The sequence below is a fragment of the Nocardia sp. CWNU-33 genome (assembly GCF_046764895.1).
GTDB lineage: Bacteria > Actinomycetota > Actinomycetes > Mycobacteriales > Mycobacteriaceae > Nocardia.
In genome coordinates this window covers 154,517-171,111 of the sequence record NZ_JBKOQN010000007.1, presented here as the reverse complement: position 1 = coordinate 171,111, position 16,595 = coordinate 154,517, and the positions used below count along the sequence as shown (strand labels likewise).

General features: G+C 67.1%; 9 protein-coding genes. 2 read left to right on the top strand and 7 right to left on the bottom strand.

Annotation, left to right across the window (positions count from 1 at the left end; translation table 11 throughout):
- Positions 1-3: 3 nt before the first annotated feature.
- From ACLMAL_RS11945 to ACLMAL_RS11935, 3 genes are read right to left on the bottom strand one after another with little or no spacing between them, the layout of a single operon-like run.
- The gene (locus ACLMAL_RS11945) at positions 4-5,112 is read right to left on the bottom strand and encodes a LysM peptidoglycan-binding domain-containing protein (RefSeq protein ID WP_411999117.1); all 5,109 of its coding nucleotides are present in this window, start codon (positions 5,110-5,112) and stop codon (positions 4-6) included.
- 16 nt (positions 5,113-5,128) lie between these two features.
- Positions 5,129-7,945 (bottom strand): hypothetical protein, encoded by a 2,817-nt coding sequence (locus ACLMAL_RS11940; RefSeq protein WP_411999116.1) that lies wholly within the window; start codon positions 7,943-7,945, stop codon positions 5,129-5,131.
- Positions 7,942-10,686, bottom strand: a complete 2,745-nt coding sequence (locus ACLMAL_RS11935) for a DUF6603 domain-containing protein (protein WP_411999115.1) — start codon at positions 10,684-10,686, stop codon at positions 7,942-7,944. Before ACLMAL_RS11935 ends, ACLMAL_RS11940 begins: the two co-directional genes overlap by 4 nt.
- Before the next feature lie 374 nt (positions 10,687-11,060).
- Between ACLMAL_RS11935 and ACLMAL_RS11930 the strand changes: the two genes are divergently transcribed.
- Entirely contained in the window at positions 11,061-12,473 is a 1,413-nt protein-coding gene (locus tag ACLMAL_RS11930; RefSeq protein WP_411999114.1) for an MDR family MFS transporter, read from the top strand.
- A gap of 12 nt (positions 12,474-12,485) precedes the next feature.
- Here the strand turns inward: ACLMAL_RS11930 and ACLMAL_RS11925 are convergent, their stop codons facing one another.
- The 4 genes from ACLMAL_RS11925 to ACLMAL_RS11910 all read right to left on the bottom strand — a co-directional run bounded on the left by ACLMAL_RS11925 (position 12,486) and on the right by ACLMAL_RS11910 (position 15,620).
- On the bottom strand, positions 12,486-12,908 hold the full coding sequence (locus ACLMAL_RS11925) for a hypothetical protein (RefSeq protein ID WP_411999113.1): 423 nt from the start codon (positions 12,906-12,908) through the stop codon (positions 12,486-12,488).
- Positions 12,909-12,934: 26 nt separating this feature from the next.
- Positions 12,935-13,648 (bottom strand): endonuclease/exonuclease/phosphatase family protein, encoded by a 714-nt coding sequence (locus ACLMAL_RS11920; protein ID WP_411999112.1) that lies wholly within the window; start codon positions 13,646-13,648, stop codon positions 12,935-12,937.
- 108 nt (positions 13,649-13,756) lie between these two features.
- A complete protein-coding gene (locus ACLMAL_RS11915) occupies positions 13,757-14,143 on the bottom strand; it encodes an FAD-dependent oxidoreductase (protein ID WP_411999111.1) in 387 nt (128 codons plus the stop codon).
- Between the two features lie 37 nt (positions 14,144-14,180).
- Positions 14,181-15,620, bottom strand: a complete 1,440-nt coding sequence (locus tag ACLMAL_RS11910; RefSeq protein ID WP_411999110.1) for an amino acid permease — start codon at positions 15,618-15,620, stop codon at positions 14,181-14,183.
- Between the two features lie 167 nt (positions 15,621-15,787).
- Between ACLMAL_RS11910 and ACLMAL_RS11905 the strand changes: the two genes are divergently transcribed.
- A complete protein-coding gene (locus tag ACLMAL_RS11905) occupies positions 15,788-16,558 on the top strand; it encodes a siderophore-interacting protein (RefSeq protein ID WP_411999109.1) in 771 nt (256 codons plus the stop codon).
- The last annotated feature ends 37 nt before the right edge of the window (positions 16,559-16,595 follow it).

Sequence of the window (16,595 nt, the reverse complement as noted above, 5' to 3'; positions counted from 1 at the left end):
CGTTCACTCCTCTGCCAGGGTGCGCCAGAAATCGCTGATCATCGATCCGTGCAGTTGCCCGAGTCCGTCGACACGCACGGCGGGCAGAATGTCGTCGAGCAACGGCAGATCGCCGATGTCGACGGCGCGCAGCTTGGCCAGCTCGAGCGTGTCACGAACGACGAGGGCCAGACCGTCGGCGGTCCAGCCGCGTTTCGGGTTGGGTGGTACCGCGAGCAGGATCGCCTGTGGTGCTTTGGCATCCGGCCGGTCGAAGTGGAACGACACTCCGGTCAACTCCGATTCCACTGGCACCGCGTCGGGGCCGACCTTGGTGGCCGCCAGCGCGTCCGAGCCGGGCAGCACCTCCACCCATTCGTCGAACACCATGCCGGTCAACGGCTGCCCGGCCGGCAGGTCGAAGGGGGTGTGCCGAACCAGGTGCTGCCGGGCCGGCGGGCGCTGCAACGGGTCGAACCTGCCGCCGATCCAAGCGCCGTCGCCGGGCAGCTGAGACGCGGCAAGCGGGCATGGTCGCCCGGCCCGCACACCGGCCAGCAGCAGGGTCTCGTGCCAGGTGCGGGTGGTCGGGCGAAGCGCGGCGAAGCGCAGAACCCAGTCCGCCACAGTGGATCCCGTTGCCGCAGGCTGCGGCAGTGCCAGCCCGGAAAGCTCGGCGGTGAGCGGAATGTTGGTGCCGAGGAAGTCGGCCAGCGCGAGCGTCACCGCTGTGAGCCAGCCAGGAGTGGTTGCGTCCCTGGACAATGCGACGAGTCGTTGCGGCAGTTGCGCCTCGATGCCGAGTGAACTGCGCTGCTCGACGGTGTCGACGGCGGTGAGGAAGCTGGCGACCCGATCGCGTACCTCGGCCAGATCCGGTTCCCGGACCTTCGCCTGCTCACCGACGATATGCCTCGGCAGCAGGGCGGACGCACCGCCGAGCAACCGGTTGATCCGCTCGGTGATGGCACGCACCTCGGCGAAAACGCCGTCGAATTCGGCTACCGCGCCGGAGATTCCGTGCTGCTGCGCAAGCCGTGCGGTGATCCGGCGCTGCCCGCTGACAGCGACATCGAGCACGAATCCGAGTGCGCTGAGCCCGAGTGCGTCGGCGGTGGTCGTGAACGGCTGCGACTGCTCTCCCAGCGTCAGCTTTCCGGACAGCTTCCACCCTGCGGCCGGCCCGAGCAGGCCCCCCACCCACGCCTCGACCCGTGGCTCCAGCTCGGCGAAAGCGTCCGTGCCCCAGCCGGGCTCGCGCGGCGGATCAGGCGGCAGCACCGCCGCGAGCCGATGGGTCACCGCGCGTCCACGATGTGGGGTGCGCAGCACGTCGAACCGGTCGGGCACGTCCTCGCCGCGCCCGAGGGTGTCGGCGGCGAGCCCGGCGCGCATGGGGTTGCCGCCGACGAGCTGATGCACGCTCTCGGCGAGCACCAGGTCACCGACAGCGTCGAGAGCGTCGACCATATCGTCGAGGATGGGTTCGACCTTCTCCCTCTGCTCGAACAGCAAACCGTGCTCGACCAGTAGAGCGGGCACCGCACCTTTGGCATGCGCACGGGCCAACTGCATACCGTCTACGACATTCGCCGCGGCGATGGCCTCGGAACTGCGCTTCCAGAGATCGGACGGCGGATTGCCATCCGCGGGTTCCGGTACCACCGGCAACGGAAACAGCTTGCGGTAACGCGCTTTCTGGGAATCGAGGTTCGCATCGTGCAGCGCCCGCTCGAATCGGTACCCGAGCAGGGCGCCGAGGGTCTGGCCGCGCCGCACACCGCCGAGCAGCCACCGGGCAACGCGCGCCCGTCGTGACGTCAGGTCGACGGCGAGCGTGGAATCGCCCTTGTGAGAAGTGAATCCCGAACGCAGCACCGCAGCAGTCGCCGCGTGATGCAGCGACGGCGCATGGATATAGCCGTCGGACTCCTGCACCGTGCCCGGACGTAGATTCTCCACCCAGCCGTATCCACCGAGACGTATCCCGGACACACCCTCGGCACGTGTTCGGCTCAGCCGCTGCGTAGCCAACGAAGTTACCCAGGCATCGAGACGGTGTGCGGTGACGTCGAACAATTCGAACAACAGCGGCAGAAAGTCCTGCGGCGCGACCCGGGACAGCGCCGCCAAACCCGCGAGCAGTTTGCCTGCGGCGGGCAGGCCCTGGCGGCCGAAGTCGCGGATCGCATCGAGTTCGGTCTTCGGCGTGAGGGGGGCCATGATCAGCTGCGACAACAGCCGGTCCACCGTCGCCGGTATCGACAATGCCGACTTCGCCAGATCGGGTCCCTCCTGACCGAAGGGCGCGTCGCTGCCGCTGCTCACCAGCCAGGGAAGGAAGTCGGTCGGCGATCCGGACTCATCGGCGAAACCGACCGTGCCGAAGATCGTCGCACGCCGATCGGGTGAGACGCCGTCGATGGTCAGCGGCCACCGCTCGAGATACTGCTCGTGGGTGATTCGGCCGGTCAGCACGTCGATGGCATCCTGCAGCTGGTCGCGGCTGTTCGCGAACAGCTCAGGGTATTTCGCCGCGTTGGGCGCGAGGCGCTCGGCGACCTTGGCGTAGTCCGGCGGCTCGGCATCGGACACCCACGCGAGATTGCTGACATCCTCGGTAGGCTGCGCCCAGCGCAGTCCGGAAAGAATGCCACCGACAGCCACGGCAGGCCCGGGGGAACGCAAACTCAGCTTGTCGAACTTCTCCCGGCCACCGTTCGGGGACAGTACGCGGCGGATCACGAGATCGTTCGACACCGGGAGACGGCACAGGATGTCCGCCGCGACCTGGTCGGCAGGCAGACCATCGGTCACTCGCGGAATCCAGCCGGAGACCAGTGCGGCGCGCCAGTGATGCCGTAGCCGCAACAGCCAGGGCAGCATCAGCGAGGCCGCGTCGTCGGGACGGTCGCTCGTCCACTCGTCGACCGTCGACACCGGAAGCACACCGTAGGGCTGCCGTCCGACGCGGATGGTCGGCAAAGGTCCACGGCTGCGGACGAATTCGGCCATGTGATCTCTGATGGTCAGCCAGAGTCCGAGTCGCGAGACTTCTTCCGGCGTGCCGAACAGCCCTTGGTCTTCGACCATCTTGAAGGCCAGACCCCACCAGGCCAGGATCGCCAAAGTCTCTGCCGCGGCATCACCGGTGTGCTCCGCGCCCCGGCATTCGGTGAGGAATCCGGCGTCGGCCAGTCCGAGTGCACGAGCCATCCGGTCGGCATCGGTCGGACTCGGTTCGGGTTCACCGGGTTTGGCGGGAATCACCAGCAGCTGGCCCTTTTCGATCAGATGCGGATTGGAGATCCGGTTGGCGGCGGCGATGAGGGGGAACAGTTCGCCGTCGCCGTAGAAGCGTTTCGCCAGTCCGAACAGCGTGTCGTTCGCCACCACGCGGTGGGTGCGCGGGGCGATGTCGGGTTCGCGCGGGGGGGTCGGTCCCGGCGGTGTGCCATCGGGACGCGACGACCACGAGGTTCGGCTCTGCGGCGTGTTGTTGGTCGGTGTGCCCGGCGGGAGGAAGGCGAGGCCATCGGTGTACGCGTGACCATGCAATGTCGTGCGCAACCGGTCAGCGGCCGCGGCGGGCGCGCGTTGGCTCACGCCGATGACGAAGAGTTCGTCGAGATGGTCCACCTCGGCGGGCAGCCTCAGCACGATGGCCATGCCCTCGTGCACTGCGTCGTCGAAATCGATGGCCCAGGTGGCATGCCGACGATCGGGTGCGGCTTCGTCGGCGGCGAGCAAACCCAGTGGCAAGGGGTCGGGGATGTCGGCGCCGACTTCGTCGACCACCACCAGGCCGCCGACCAGGCCCAGGAAGCGCCAATGCGCGGGCATGGTGGTCACTTCGGGGGCACGTCGCTTACGTGGATCGCGCAGTGCGGGGTCGGGCACACCGGGACGCGACACCCTGGTCGCCCAGGCTGCGCGATTCGGGCTGAGGGTCTCGAGCAGGGTATGCCAGGCTTCGTCCCCTGGGTTCTGCCAGTACTTGCGCGCCGCGGCGAATTCGCCAGGGGTAAGTGCGGGGTCGAAGCCATCGATGTGGATGTCGTCGGGGTAGACGCGCACTTTGATGCTGCGTTTGTCGGCGGTCCATTTCGTCTCGATGCGCACGGGCAGCAATGCGATCGGCTCTGCGCTGTGCTCGCCGAACAGCGGTGCACCCGAATCAAGCTCTGCGGCAAGGTTTTCGGTGGTCTCGTCCAGCCTGGCGCGCAACTGGTCCAATTCGGCGCGCCTGGCCGCCTGCGCCTGCTCCACCGGCCTCAGTACCGTCTGTGGCGTATTGCCGTGTGGTACCTCGGTGGGGGGCGGATTGCTGGCCACCCATGCCCGTACCCGGCCGAGCTCGAATTCCTTGTCGTCGGCCAGCGCCAATTTGTTGTCGTGCTCGAGCCGGACCATATCCAGGGTGCGCCGCAGCATGAACGGGCTGACGTCGGGAGTGACCGGACCGGTGGCGATGTCGGGAATGATCAGCAGTTGGCCGGGGAAGATCAGAGCAGGGTTCGGGATGGCGTTGGCGACCGCGATGATCGGAAACAGCTCACCCTTGCCGTAGAAGCGTTGCGCCAGCCCGAACAGCGTGTCGTCCTTGACGACACGGTAGGTCCTGGTGACGGGTGGAATGACCAGCCGTCGCCCGATGGCGAGCTTCTTGGGGTCGGCGATTGCGTTGGCGGCGGCGATGACCGGGAACAGCTCACCCTTGCCGTAGAAGCGTTGCGCCAGCCCGAACAGGGTGTCGCCGGCAACGACGACGTGGGTCCTCGCAGTCCCGGGGATCATCGGTGGGCGGCGTTGTCCGGTGAGTTCGGGGATGACCAGCACTTGACCGACCGCAATGTGGTCGGGGTCCTCGACCCGGTTGGCCGCGGCGATGATCGGGAAGAGCTCACCGTTGCCGTAGAAGTGTTGCGCCAGCCCGAACAAGGTGTCACCGGCCACGGCGGTGTGCGTCTTGATGATATCGGGAATGATCAGCGTCTGGCCGACGGCGATGAGGTTCGGGTTGATGATTTCATTCGCCGCCGCGATCACCGGGAACAGCTCACCGTTGCCGTAGAACTGCTGGGCCAACCGGAACAGTGTGTCGTGTGCGACCACCGTGTGAGTCCTGGCCATGGCTACTCCTGTCGTGTCACACCGTGCCGAGCATCGTGTTCGGCGAGAAGGCCAGCTGGAATGGCCGTTGGAAGATGATCCGGGCGAAGTCGGCGGGGTCCGCACTCTGCCAGGTCGCGGGATCCGGCTGCTGCGGCGTGGGTGGCGCCCCGCCGCCGAGCCGCCGCACAAAGCCGTTGGTGAGCGGCACCTCTGGCCAGCCGAGGTCATACCAGTGCTGGTACGGGTTGGTCGAGGACTGATCGAATCCGAACTGCGCGCCGCGCATCGGTTCGCGCACCACGAACATCCATTTCTGGGCGCGGACGGTCGGCTCGTCGAGGTCGAAGCAGTACAGGTTCGTCCGCTCGTCCACCGGCAGCACGAACTTCGGCTCCTGCCATTGCACCTGGTCGCTTTCGACCTTCTTTTCCACCGACTTCGCGGCAAGCACCACTGTGCCGGGGTAGCGCCGCAGCACTTCGCCGCGCACCAGGAGTACCAGCAAATCCTTCGCACCTTCGGCACTGTGTTCACCGAGCGGGACGTTGGGGTCCCACAGCGCGATTTCGCCGTACTGGGGTTGCACACCGCCGGGGGGCCAGAAGCGGGAAAACGGTGTTCCCGCTTCGTCGGTCGGGAATTCGCGCCAGCGCAGCTCTCGATTGAACTCCTGGTTGAGGCCGACGAGTAGTGATTCGACGAACCCCGAGTTGATTTCCAGCAGGGTCGCGCTGTTGTCGGGGAAGGTGGTGATTCCCGGGACGGCCCACTCGGGCCAGCGAGCGAGAATCTCCGCGGCAATGGGGAATCCGAATTCGGGGTGCGCCATGATCTGGCGCAGCGGTCTCCGATCGGTGTCCGCGCGGGCCGTGACCGACGCCGTCGGGATGATCTCTTTCATCCGCTCGAGCTGCAGCGGCAGCGGCCGGATGACCGTCCGCACACTGCTCGCGATCGCCTCGATACCCATGCTCACCCGGAATTCGGTGGGCGTCTGGGTCGCCAGGCTCTCGGCGAGCACCGATCGGCGCAGGCCGCGCAACTGCATCGGACGCGGCACCGGGAGTGCGCCGCCCGCCATCGTCTCCGACATCGAGGTGCCGACGTCAGCGAGTTGCCGCGCGGCGTCCGCACCGCCGAATGCCGCACGGGCGGTGAACGATTCCTGTTGGGCGCCGACCAGGCCGACCAAGGTCTGTGCGGCGAACAACGAGGACGGGTCGCGCGCGACGCTTGTCGCCGCCATCGGCCCGACCGCGTCGGAGATGGCGGCGAACCACAGCGCCGGTTTGGCGGGCACCACCTCGGTGCCGCCTGCCGCGGTGGTGAGGACCGAGCCTGTCGGCATTTCCGCTGCTGAGGACCCCGCGGCACGTGCGCAGCGTCGTGCCAACGCGCCGTGTGGGCGGGTGAGTCGGACGAACGCGGTGGATCCGGAGCCGTTGGGGACCGCCGAATCGGCGAGCACCTGCTCGAGCGAACCCTGTTCGGCCACTCGGACTTTTGTGCGCAGCATGTCGGCAAGGCCGGTGAATGGCGCGGGCGCCATCGTCGCGAGGTGTTTGTCTTGCGCGCCCGTGCCGGTCTGCTCGGCCAATTCGGTGGCCGCGAGCAGCCGATTCGCCTCGTTGACGGCGCCGACCTGTTCCCAGGCCCGTGCCATCAGGAATTCCTGTTCCAGCTGGACGTAGCGTGCACCGAGCGCAGCCGCGACGCGGAACTGCACCTGAGTGTTCAGCGTGCGCACCCAACCGGTGGCAGGCAATGTCTGATCCCCGGTGTGGTGGCTGCCGTACAGCGGTGGCGCGACGGCCTTTTCGTCACGGTCGGGGGGCACTCCGACCCGGCCTTTGCGGCCTGCGGGCGCGTCGACCCGCTCCTTGATGAGGTCTCGGTAGCGCTGCATGCTCGCTGGATCGGACCACTGTTCGTCGTGTGTCTCCGATCCCGGAAGACGCAGCGCGCCTTGCACCTTCACGGTGACCTCGGCGGGTGCGCCCGCCGGGGGCTGCTCGTGCGGCCACGGCTGGTGCACGTCGATCGGGCGGGACCCGAAGCCGGGCAATGTCGACGCGACGACCGGATCGATCTTTCTGGCCAGGTCCTCGAATGTGCCCTCCTCCCCCGTACTGAATTCCCACCAGTCATAGACCGGTAGCTTGACCCCGCCTTGCTGCCCTGGCGACCAGGCCTGTGCCGCGCCGTCGGCGGGGACCTCCATGCCCAACCCCGCGGCGCGACCGGCTTTCGTGGTCGGCACCACGCACGCGATCCAATTCTTGCCTGCCGCGAGCCGTCGCGGGCAGATCAGCCGGGAGATGACGGTGTCGAGCCCGGTTCGATAGTCCCGGTCGACGGCGTCGTTGGGCGGTCCGTCGCCTTCCACGCGCGCCTCGACATGCACCCAAGATGCGGCATCGGCGAGGTCGGGCAGTGCGGAGGCGGGCACGTTGACCGACCACAGCGGACTGCTCTGCGCGGGCCGTCCTTCCTCGGCGGCCAGCACGAGCAGCGCCAGCCAGGGCCTTTTCACCGGTCCCGGAATACTGAACAGCCAGGGCAGTGTCGCGTCGGCGAATTCGATCAGCGCGAGATAGTCGGCGGCGCCGTCGAGTGCGCCGGGCGGCGGCTCACGTCGGACCACCATCGACGGCTCGAATCCCACTGTGTCCCCGGGGCCGAGTAACTGCAGGGCGGGGCCCGGGAACGTGCGTGGCTGCTCCGGCGGCTGGTCCTTGACCGACCGGCCCACCTCGACCGTTGGAGTGAAGCTCGGCCGCGCATTCTTCGTCGTCCGCGCGACAGCGGCCGCGCCGATCTCGACTGTCGATACGAACCAACGACGACTCATCGGTTGATCACCACCTTGGGAACCAGATTCTCGAACGGGCGCTGCGCGAGCCGCCACCGGTCTACTCGTTCGGCGGCGGTGATCGTGCGCGCGAAAGTCTCCGCGAGGAAGTTGCCGCGCAGGCGCAGGATGATTCGTGGTGCGGGCGGGGCTGGGAACCAACCGGGTTCCACCTTGTAGCCGGTCTCGTATCTGTCGTCCATCACATGCGCAGGCCCGGGCTTGACAGCAGCGGTGTTCGACAGCGCGAAACCGCCGGTGTGCTGCTCGAACGCGCCACGGCCGAGTTGTTCGTCATCGCTCATCGCGAAGTACTCGCCGGGCACGAACTGCTCGGGAACGGGAATGGTCCGCGGCAGCTCTATCTCGGGATCGAGATGGGCCGAGGTGATCTGCCAGGTCTGCGCGGGCACGCCGCGTCGGTGGAATCGATTGATCGCGATGCCGAGCGGCACGACCGACTGACTGACCTGCAATGACGAATCAGCTTGCGCGACGATCCCTTTCGCGAGGTCCTGCTTCGCTGTCTCGGTGAACTTGATGCCGGCGCGTTGCGCGGCCCGCCGCTCCACCGCCCACGCGTCCCGTTGGCCGACCGCCTTGGCGACATGGTCGAAGATGTCCTCGGTCGATTGCGCGAGCGGCGCCGGATCGCCCCACCGGACATCGAAATCGAGCGACACCTCCCAGAACAACACCTCGATGCTGCCCTTGCCGTAGGCATGCCACGGCGCCGGGCCCTCCAGTGTGAAGTCCAACCCGATGCCGGCCAGTCGCTCACCGAACGCGAGGACCGCGACACCCGCGTAAACATGCGCTTGGAATGCCAGGGTCGGCTCCCACACGAACAGCGCGTCGAGGCCGAGCCAGCCCTCCAGCCCACACTCGGCGACCGTCGCGTCGAGGTGGAGTTGCGCGCCGAACTGCAGTGAGTTGGACGTCAGGGCCAGGTAGGACTCCGCGCGGAGCCCCAGCACGCCGCCGCCGAGGTCCATCGACAGCCGAGCCAGCTGCGGGACACCGGGTGGGCGGGTGTATTTGGGGTGGAAACCGCCCGCGGACAACACGAATACCGCGTTGTCGCCGCCGCGGAACAGCAGATAGATGTCACCGGTCACCGGAATCCCGACGATCCAGGACCCGGCGAGCGAGACCTGGATCTCGACCTCCGGAACCGCGGGGACGATCTTGCCGTACACGCCGGCCTGCAAACGGATCAGCGGCACCGCCGGATCCGGCAGCGCGATCAGCGCTCGCCCGAGCAGCAGCGCCCGACCCGGGTCCGGCAGTTCGAGAATCACCGCGACGGCGACGCTGACCATCCGGCCGCCCCAATTGATCCGGACCATCGGGCCGACAATGAATCGCCCGGGAGCGACCGGGAAGCAGGATTCCAACGAGCCGACGATCTCGTCTGCTCGGGCAATCGCATCGCCGGGGAAGAGGATTCGATCGGCGTTGCCCTCGCTGACCAGTCCGCGCAGATGATCGGTGTCGGCGCGCCGGTTGATGCCGACCAGTCCGCCGACCGCGTCGATCGCGAAACCGAAACCCAACTGGATACCGGGGTAAGGGAATTCGGCGCCCAGCAGGACGAGCAACGACAGCGGCGGATTGTTGTTGTTTCCCGGTAGTTGCAGCAGTCCGAAGGCCGTCACATGCAGTACGCCGAGAGTGACGTCGAGTCCGCCCGCATAGGCGTCCGGGCCGCGCCTCTTGAAGAAGCCGCCGCCGGATACCGGTCCGAGCAACATGTCGACGCCCATGCCGGCCGGGAGGTCAGCCAGGATGTCGGTACCGATGCCGATCCGGTCGGGCAGGAGGATCGGAATGCCGATACCCACCTCGTCCAGGCTCGCGCTCATCGGCAGCGCGGGCGGCTTCGCCAACACCGACACGCTCGGCCGCAGCACGAACTTGCCGTCCACCATCCCGATTTCGACCGCGAAATTGCGCACCGAGATGCCCGGCAGCTGGAGGTTGATCCTGCGCTCGACGCGCACGCGACCTTCCGCGAAGCGCAGACCTTCGGTCCGGCTCATTGCCAGGGTGAGATCGGTCGGTGAGGTCTCCGCGCCGCTGCCGCCCAGCAACCCGGCCAGGATGGCGGGCAGCAGTCTGGCCGTGAACTTTTCGACATTGATGTCGACGCGTGCCGGGGTGGCCGGGGACGCGGCCAGGGTTGCCGAGATGCGCTGCGTCGAGATCCCGAGTCCGCCCGGTCCAACAACAGCAAGTGCTTTCTTGCCGACGGTGATGGCGACGGTGCCCGCGGGCGCCGCCGCCGCGCCGCCCGGGGTGAACGTCGCGGTCCACGCGTTCTCGGTCCGGACCGACACGGTCAGATCCCACTCCGCGCCGATCACCGAATGGTCGAGTACCGCGTTGGGGGTGACGACCAGATCGATGACCGGGCCTGGGGACACCGCGAGCACCCCACGAGAGCCGTTCTTGGTGAGCACGAAGGCGAGCCCGCGAGTCCCGTCGGACCGCTTCCAGCCATGAGCACGCAGCGGTGATCCGGCGTCGCTGATATTGCCGACCAAGTCGTGCACCAGCTTCAGCAGACTGTGCTGATCGGGCAGGTTCGCCAGCGGCTCGAGTAACTTGCCGCTCAGCGCGGGGTCGGTCTCCCCGGCGAGCACCGGCAAGTCGAGAGCGTTGGCGAGTGGGGTCACCGCCCCCTGCGCCAGCCCCCACAGCAGCTCCGCGACTTTCGCCAACAGTTCCTCGGGGTCCATAGCAGCCTCCTCACCACATCTACCGATCCGAGCTACCGATCAGCGATCCCCAAGCTATTGGGCGCACGCGAACCGAACACGAGTAGCGACTACTCGAAATCTCGCTGACTTCGCCCCGGGACACGCGGGGTCGTCGCGTCGCAGTGGCGCCCCGCACTTGGATAAGCGGTTGCGATCACCACTGGGACTATGCGCCTGACTTCCCGTCGCAGATGACCGAGTGCAAGCAACAATCTGCCGGTCGCCAGGAAGTCGACCGCGCGGGAGACTGCTGCCGAGTTCGCCACAGCAGGAAATATTTCCGTGCGGGAATAGCTGAGCCCGCGATACGTTCGACCGAGATGGTTAGTCGAACGAACGAGAGGGGCCGCCCGGTGGCGACCGAGACAGTGGAGTCATCTGTCGGCTTCCGATCCGAGCGTGGCCCGATTCTCGGTGCGCTGATGCTGGCGACGGCGCTGGTCGCGCTGGATTCGACGATCATCGCCACCGCGGTGCTCACCATCACCAGCAACCTCGGTGGCTTCAACCAGTTCCCTTGGCTGTTCTCGATTTATCTACTCGCGCAAGCGGTTACGGTCCCCGTATACGGAAAACTAGCTGACACGGTCGGGCGGAAACCGGTGATCCTGTTCGGGATCGCGGTGTTCGCACTAGGTTCGCTGCTGTGCGGACTCGCGACGAGCATGCTCGGTCTGATCGTCTTCCGCGCCGTGCAGGGCATCGGTGCGGGCGCCATCCAGCCCATGACCATGACGATCGCCGGCGACCTGTACACGCTCTCCGAGCGGGCCAAGGTGCAGGGTTATCTGGCCAGCGTGTGGGCGATGTCGTCGGTCCTGGGCCCGCTGCTGGGCGGGGTGTTCGCCGAGTACGTCAACTGGCGCTGGATCTTCCTGGTCAACCTGCCGCTGTCGGCGCTGGCCGCGTGGATGCTGCTGCGCAGCTTCGCCGAGAGCACGCCGCGCCGCAAACAGCGCGTCGACTATCTCGGAGCCGCTCTGCTCACTGTCGGCGCGGGGGCACTCATCCTCGGACTTCTCGAGGGCGGTCAGGCCTGGGCCTGGTCCGCACCGACCAGCATCGCCATCTTCGCAGGCGGCGCGTTGGTGCTGGCGCTGTTCGCCCTTGTCGAGCGGCGTGCCGAGAACCCGATCCTGCCGCTGTGGATATTCACCCGACGGGTGATCGTTGCGAGCAGCCTGGTGTCCCTGCTGGTCGGCGCCATCCTGCTCGGAATGACCTCCTACGTGCCGACTTTCACCCAGGGCGTGCTCGGCACCGGCGCCCTCGTCGCCGGTCTGACGGTCGGCGCGCTGACCCTCGGCTGGCCGCTGGCAGCATCGCAGGCCGGAAAGGTGTACCTGCGCATCGGCTTCCGCTTCACCGCATTGATCGGCAGCACCCTGGCCACCCTCGGCGCCGCGTCGACGCTGCTGATCGACGAGAACTCCACACTGATACAGGTCGCGGCGTCGTGTTTCGTCATCGGCATCGGAATGGGCCTGGTCGCCACCCCCACCCTGATCGCGGCGCAGACCAGCGCAGAGTGGACCGAACGCGGCGTTGTCACCTCGACGAATATGTTCGCGCGGTCCATCGGCAGTGCGGTGGGCGTCGCGGTGTTCGGCGCGATCGTGAACGCTCGCATCGGCGACACCGACCACCCCGCCCCCGGGACGCTGTCCTCCGCGGTGCACCTGGTGTTCGTGACGGTTGCAGTGATGGCTCTGGTCATGGTGGTCGCGTCCGCGATGATGCCGAGCCGGGGCACGAACCCCGCGTAACCGTGGTCTCGATCAGGCGTGGCGTACCCGGATGCGGTTGCCCAGCGCCGAAACCGCTGGTGGAAGCTTCGCGGCGGAGGCCAGGTTGACGAAGCGTTCCAGGTGCCGAGCGTCGTCGACCCAGTAGGCCGCACGGACCAGTGCGACACCGTCGAGTGCCGCTTCGGTTGCCCGCGCGGCGTCGTCGGAGATGGTGGCAACCAGATCGCCGAGAGTGATCCAATCCTGTCGGGCGGCAAGCACTTCGGCGACGGCGACCACGGTCGCCGCAGGCAACCCGGCAATCATGGGTGCTGATCGGCGTGCATCGAGGTGCGCCGCGACGTCGGCCAGGAAGTCGGCGGGCAGGCGTTTGGCGGCGTCCACGGCGTTCGACACCACGAGCACTTCCGATGTCTTCGCGGCGAACAGCGCGTTGTGGTTGCGGGTCACCAATTTTGCAATGATCGAAAAAGCAGCCTTCAGACAGTGACTGCGGCGTGCACGAGGTTGTGGTCCGACAGACCGTCGACATCGTCGACCGCTGCGTCGCCTACGACGGCGTCGTGCACCACGATGTGGTCGATGAACTGCGATTTCGGGCCCGAGGTTCGCGGACGGGTCGGTAGGGAGTCCGGCGGGAGGTCCGCGATGACGAAGCCGGGGCCGAGCCCCGACTGCACAGCGGCTCGGTCGATATTGAAGTCTCCGAGCAGCACGACTGCCGACCCCGATACGGCGGCGACCAATTCGGCCAAGCGCGCCAGTTGCCAGGTGCTGCGCCGATCCCCGCTGACGTGGGTGGCGATGACCAGCAATCCGGCTGTGCGGACGGCCAGCGTGCCATTGCCGGGATCGTTCTCGAACGGCTCTGCGGTGACCTCCTGGCCCGCGCCGTCGACCAGCAGCACCAGATACTCGCCACGGTCGTGCAATGAACTCGCGCCGTGCCGCGGCACCGGAACCCGCGGATACCGCAAAGCATGAATTGCCCTGTCCGGCAACGCATCCCGCAAGCTCGCCAGTTGATCCCCACTGACCTCTTGTAAGGCGATGACGTGCTCGTCCCGTGCCGCCACCAGCGCCGTGACCGCGGTGATCCTTGCGGTCTCATCCGGCCAGCGGTCGATGACCTCCGCTCCCCAGTTCTCCGCATGCACGCGATGCAGAACATTCCAGGTGGCCACGGTGATCATAAGTCGCGATGGTAACGACTCGGCCGCCCCCGCACGACGCAACACGGTGCACGGACCATCGAGTCGATTCCGTCCGCGGCGATCAACGGACCATCGATCGGTAGCGACTCACCCCGTATTCGCACCGTGCCCGCGTCGAAATCGGTGACCGGACAGTCGTCTCGAATGTCCGCGGGGGTCGCGCGGGCGAAATCGGTGAGCACTTGCATCAGGTCCGGGCGGAAGTACATGCGGCGACCGTCGCCGGGGATGGTCCCGGTCCCGGCCGCCCGCCTCGTGCACCGCGAGTCCATCCACCGCGTGCGACACGGCATGCAGGTTCGCGACCGATACCCCGAGCTCGCCGAGCGTGTCGTGCGCGCGGCCGTCGAGGACGAGGAACGCACCCTCCTCGACGGCTGCCCGCCGCTCGTACACCGTCACCGAAACCCCGTCCCGCGCAAGGGCTCCGGCGAGCACTGTCCCGGCGATGCCGCCGCCGATGATCGTGACCATGAGCGCTCCTCGATCGTTGTCTACCGGGGCGCGCGTGTTACTCGACGGGTTCGGGTACGACGGCGCGCTTTCCGAGCCTGTCCAGCACCACGTATCCCGCGCACACCAGCACCGCCCAGACTGCACCTACGACGACCGCGGTGCGACCGCTTTCGGTGCAGAACAGCAGCACGACCACCAGTCCGAGGAACGCGAGCGCGAGCACCGTCGTGTAGGGCGCGGCGGGTAGCCGGTAGTCACTGGCAGGCAGCTCGCCGCGCGCCACCTTGGCGCGGTAGATCAGGTGGCAGACCAAGATCATGCTCCAGACGAAGATTATGCCGATGGTGCTGACCGAGGTGATATAGGCGAAGGCTTTGTCCGGCGAGACGATGTTGACGATCACGCCGATGACCATCGCCGCGGCCGAGGCGGCGATGCCCGCGAACGGCACCGAGCGCGAACTGAGCTTGCCGAGCGCGGCCGGTGCTTCTCCGTGCAGTGACAGGGTGCGCAGCATGCGGCCAGTCGAATAGATGCCCGAGTTACACGAGGACAGTGCCGCGGTCAGCAGCACGAAGTTGATGATGCCCGCCGCGCCGGGGATGCCGATCTGCTCGAACACCTCGACGAACGGGCTGCGCCCCGCGTGGAAGTTGCGCCAGCTCGACACCGACATGATCACCAGCAGCGCGCCGACGTAGAACAGACCGATACGGAACGGCAGCGTGTTGATCGCTTTGCGCAGGGTCTTGCGCGGCTCGCGCGCCTCACCGGCGGTGACGCCGACCAATTCCACACCCACATACGCGAACAGCACGATCTGTAGGACCAGCAACGATTGCCCCAGACCGTTCGGGAACACCCCGCCGTCGGCCCACAGGTTGGTGACCGTCGGGTTGGCCGCGTGCCCGAAGCCGAAAATCAGCACTCCGATGCCGATCAAGATCATGCCGATGATCGCGGTGACCTTGATGGTGGAGAACCAGAACTCGCCCTCACCGAACAGCCGCACCGAGATGAGGTTCGCGGCGAACATGACCGCGAGCACCACCAGTGCGGTGATCCACGGTTCGATATCGAACCAGTACTGGACGTATTTGCCTGCGACGGTGATCTCGGCCATGCAGGTGGCAACCCACACCGCCCAGTAGGTCCACCCGGTGACGAACCCGGCGAAACGTCCGAGGAATTCGTGCGCGTACTCCGCGAAGCTGCCCGAGACGGGCCGATAGGTGAGCAGCTCACCGAGCGCCCGCATGATGACGAAGATGGCGACGCCGGCGGCGAGATAGGCCAGGATCAGGGCGGGACCGGCTTGTTCGATCGCGCCCCCGGCGCCGTAGAACAGGCCGGTGCCGATTGCACCGCCGATGGCGATCATCTGAATCGTGCGTGGATTCAGGCCCCGCGAGTAGCCTTCCTCGCTCGATGCTGTCGATCCGGCCGGATCGATGGGCGCCGTGTCCGCTTGTAGCTGACGGTCAGAGGCTGTCATGAGGGGTCACGCTACCGTCAGTGGATCACCTGCGCGCCACCACCGGGAACGGCCGCTGCTCGCCTCGACCGAGGACCTATCAGGGATGCCTCGCGCGGCACGCCGGTTCGATGATCTACCAGGTACCGTAGTAAGGCAACCCTAATTGTTGATTATCGGAGGTTACCTTGGCCCGACCCCGCACCACACTGACCGTACAACGCACCGAACAACTGACGCCTCACCTCATCCGAGTTCATTTCGGCGGACCGGGCTTCGCCGCGTTCCGGCCGAGCGAATTCAGCGACTCCTACGTGAAGTTCATTTTCCCGCGCGACGGCATCGATGTACTGCGGACCTACACCGTCCGATCCGTCGACGCCGCCGCCGGCGAGCTCGCGGTGGACTTCGTCTATCACGGCGACGAGGGCATCGCAGGCCCGTGGGCGGCGACGGTCCAGCCCGGCGAGACCATCGACGCCTTCGGCCCTGGCGGCGCGTATTCGCCACGTGCGGATGCCGACTGGCATCTGCTTGCGGGCGATGAGGCGGCACTGCCCGCCATCGCCACCGCGCTGGAAGCCATGGACCCCGCCGCGCGCGGCCGCGCGTTCCTCGAGGTGTCCGGACCAGCAGACGAGCTGCCGCTCACCGCGCCCGACGGCATCGAGGTCACCTGGCTGCATCGCGGCGAAAGGGCGACGGGCGAACTGCTCGCCGAGTCGGTCCGCAACGCGCCGTGGGACGAAGGACAGGTCCAGGTCTTCATCCACGGCGAGGCCCAATCCGTCATGCACGATCTGCGCCGCTACATCCGTCGCGAACGTGATGTGCCCGCCGAATGGGCGGCCTCGATCTCGGGCTACTGGCGGCGCGGGCGCACCGAGGAAGGCTTCCGCGCGTGGAAGGCCGACCTCGCCGCGCAGGAGCAGGCCGAACCGGCGCGCGCGATCAGCTGACACAGCTGTGCCCCGTCACCTGATCGGCCTCGGTGCC

What these genes read in the sequence shown, in the direction of transcription:
- ACLMAL_RS11935 (WP_411999115.1), bottom strand. Translation starts at nt 10,686, where the DNA reads ATGGACCCCGAGGAACTGTTGGCGAAAGTCGCGGAGCTGCTGTGGGGG.
- ACLMAL_RS11910 (WP_411999110.1), bottom strand. Translation starts at nt 15,620, where the DNA reads ATGACAGCCTCTGACCGTCAGCTACAAGCGGACACGGCGCCCATCGAT.
- ACLMAL_RS11920 (WP_411999112.1), bottom strand. Translation starts at nt 13,648, where the DNA reads ATGATCACCGTGGCCACCTGGAATGTTCTGCATCGCGTGCATGCGGAG.
- ACLMAL_RS11915 (WP_411999111.1), bottom strand. Translation starts at nt 14,143, where the DNA reads ATGGTCACGATCATCGGCGGCGGCATCGCCGGGACAGTGCTCGCCGGA.
- ACLMAL_RS11945 (WP_411999117.1), bottom strand. Translation starts at nt 5,112, where the DNA reads ATGGCCAGGACTCACACGGTGGTCGCACACGACACACTGTTCCGGTTG.
- ACLMAL_RS11940 (WP_411999116.1), bottom strand. Translation starts at nt 7,945, where the DNA reads ATGAGTCGTCGTTGGTTCGTATCGACAGTCGAGATCGGCGCGGCCGCT.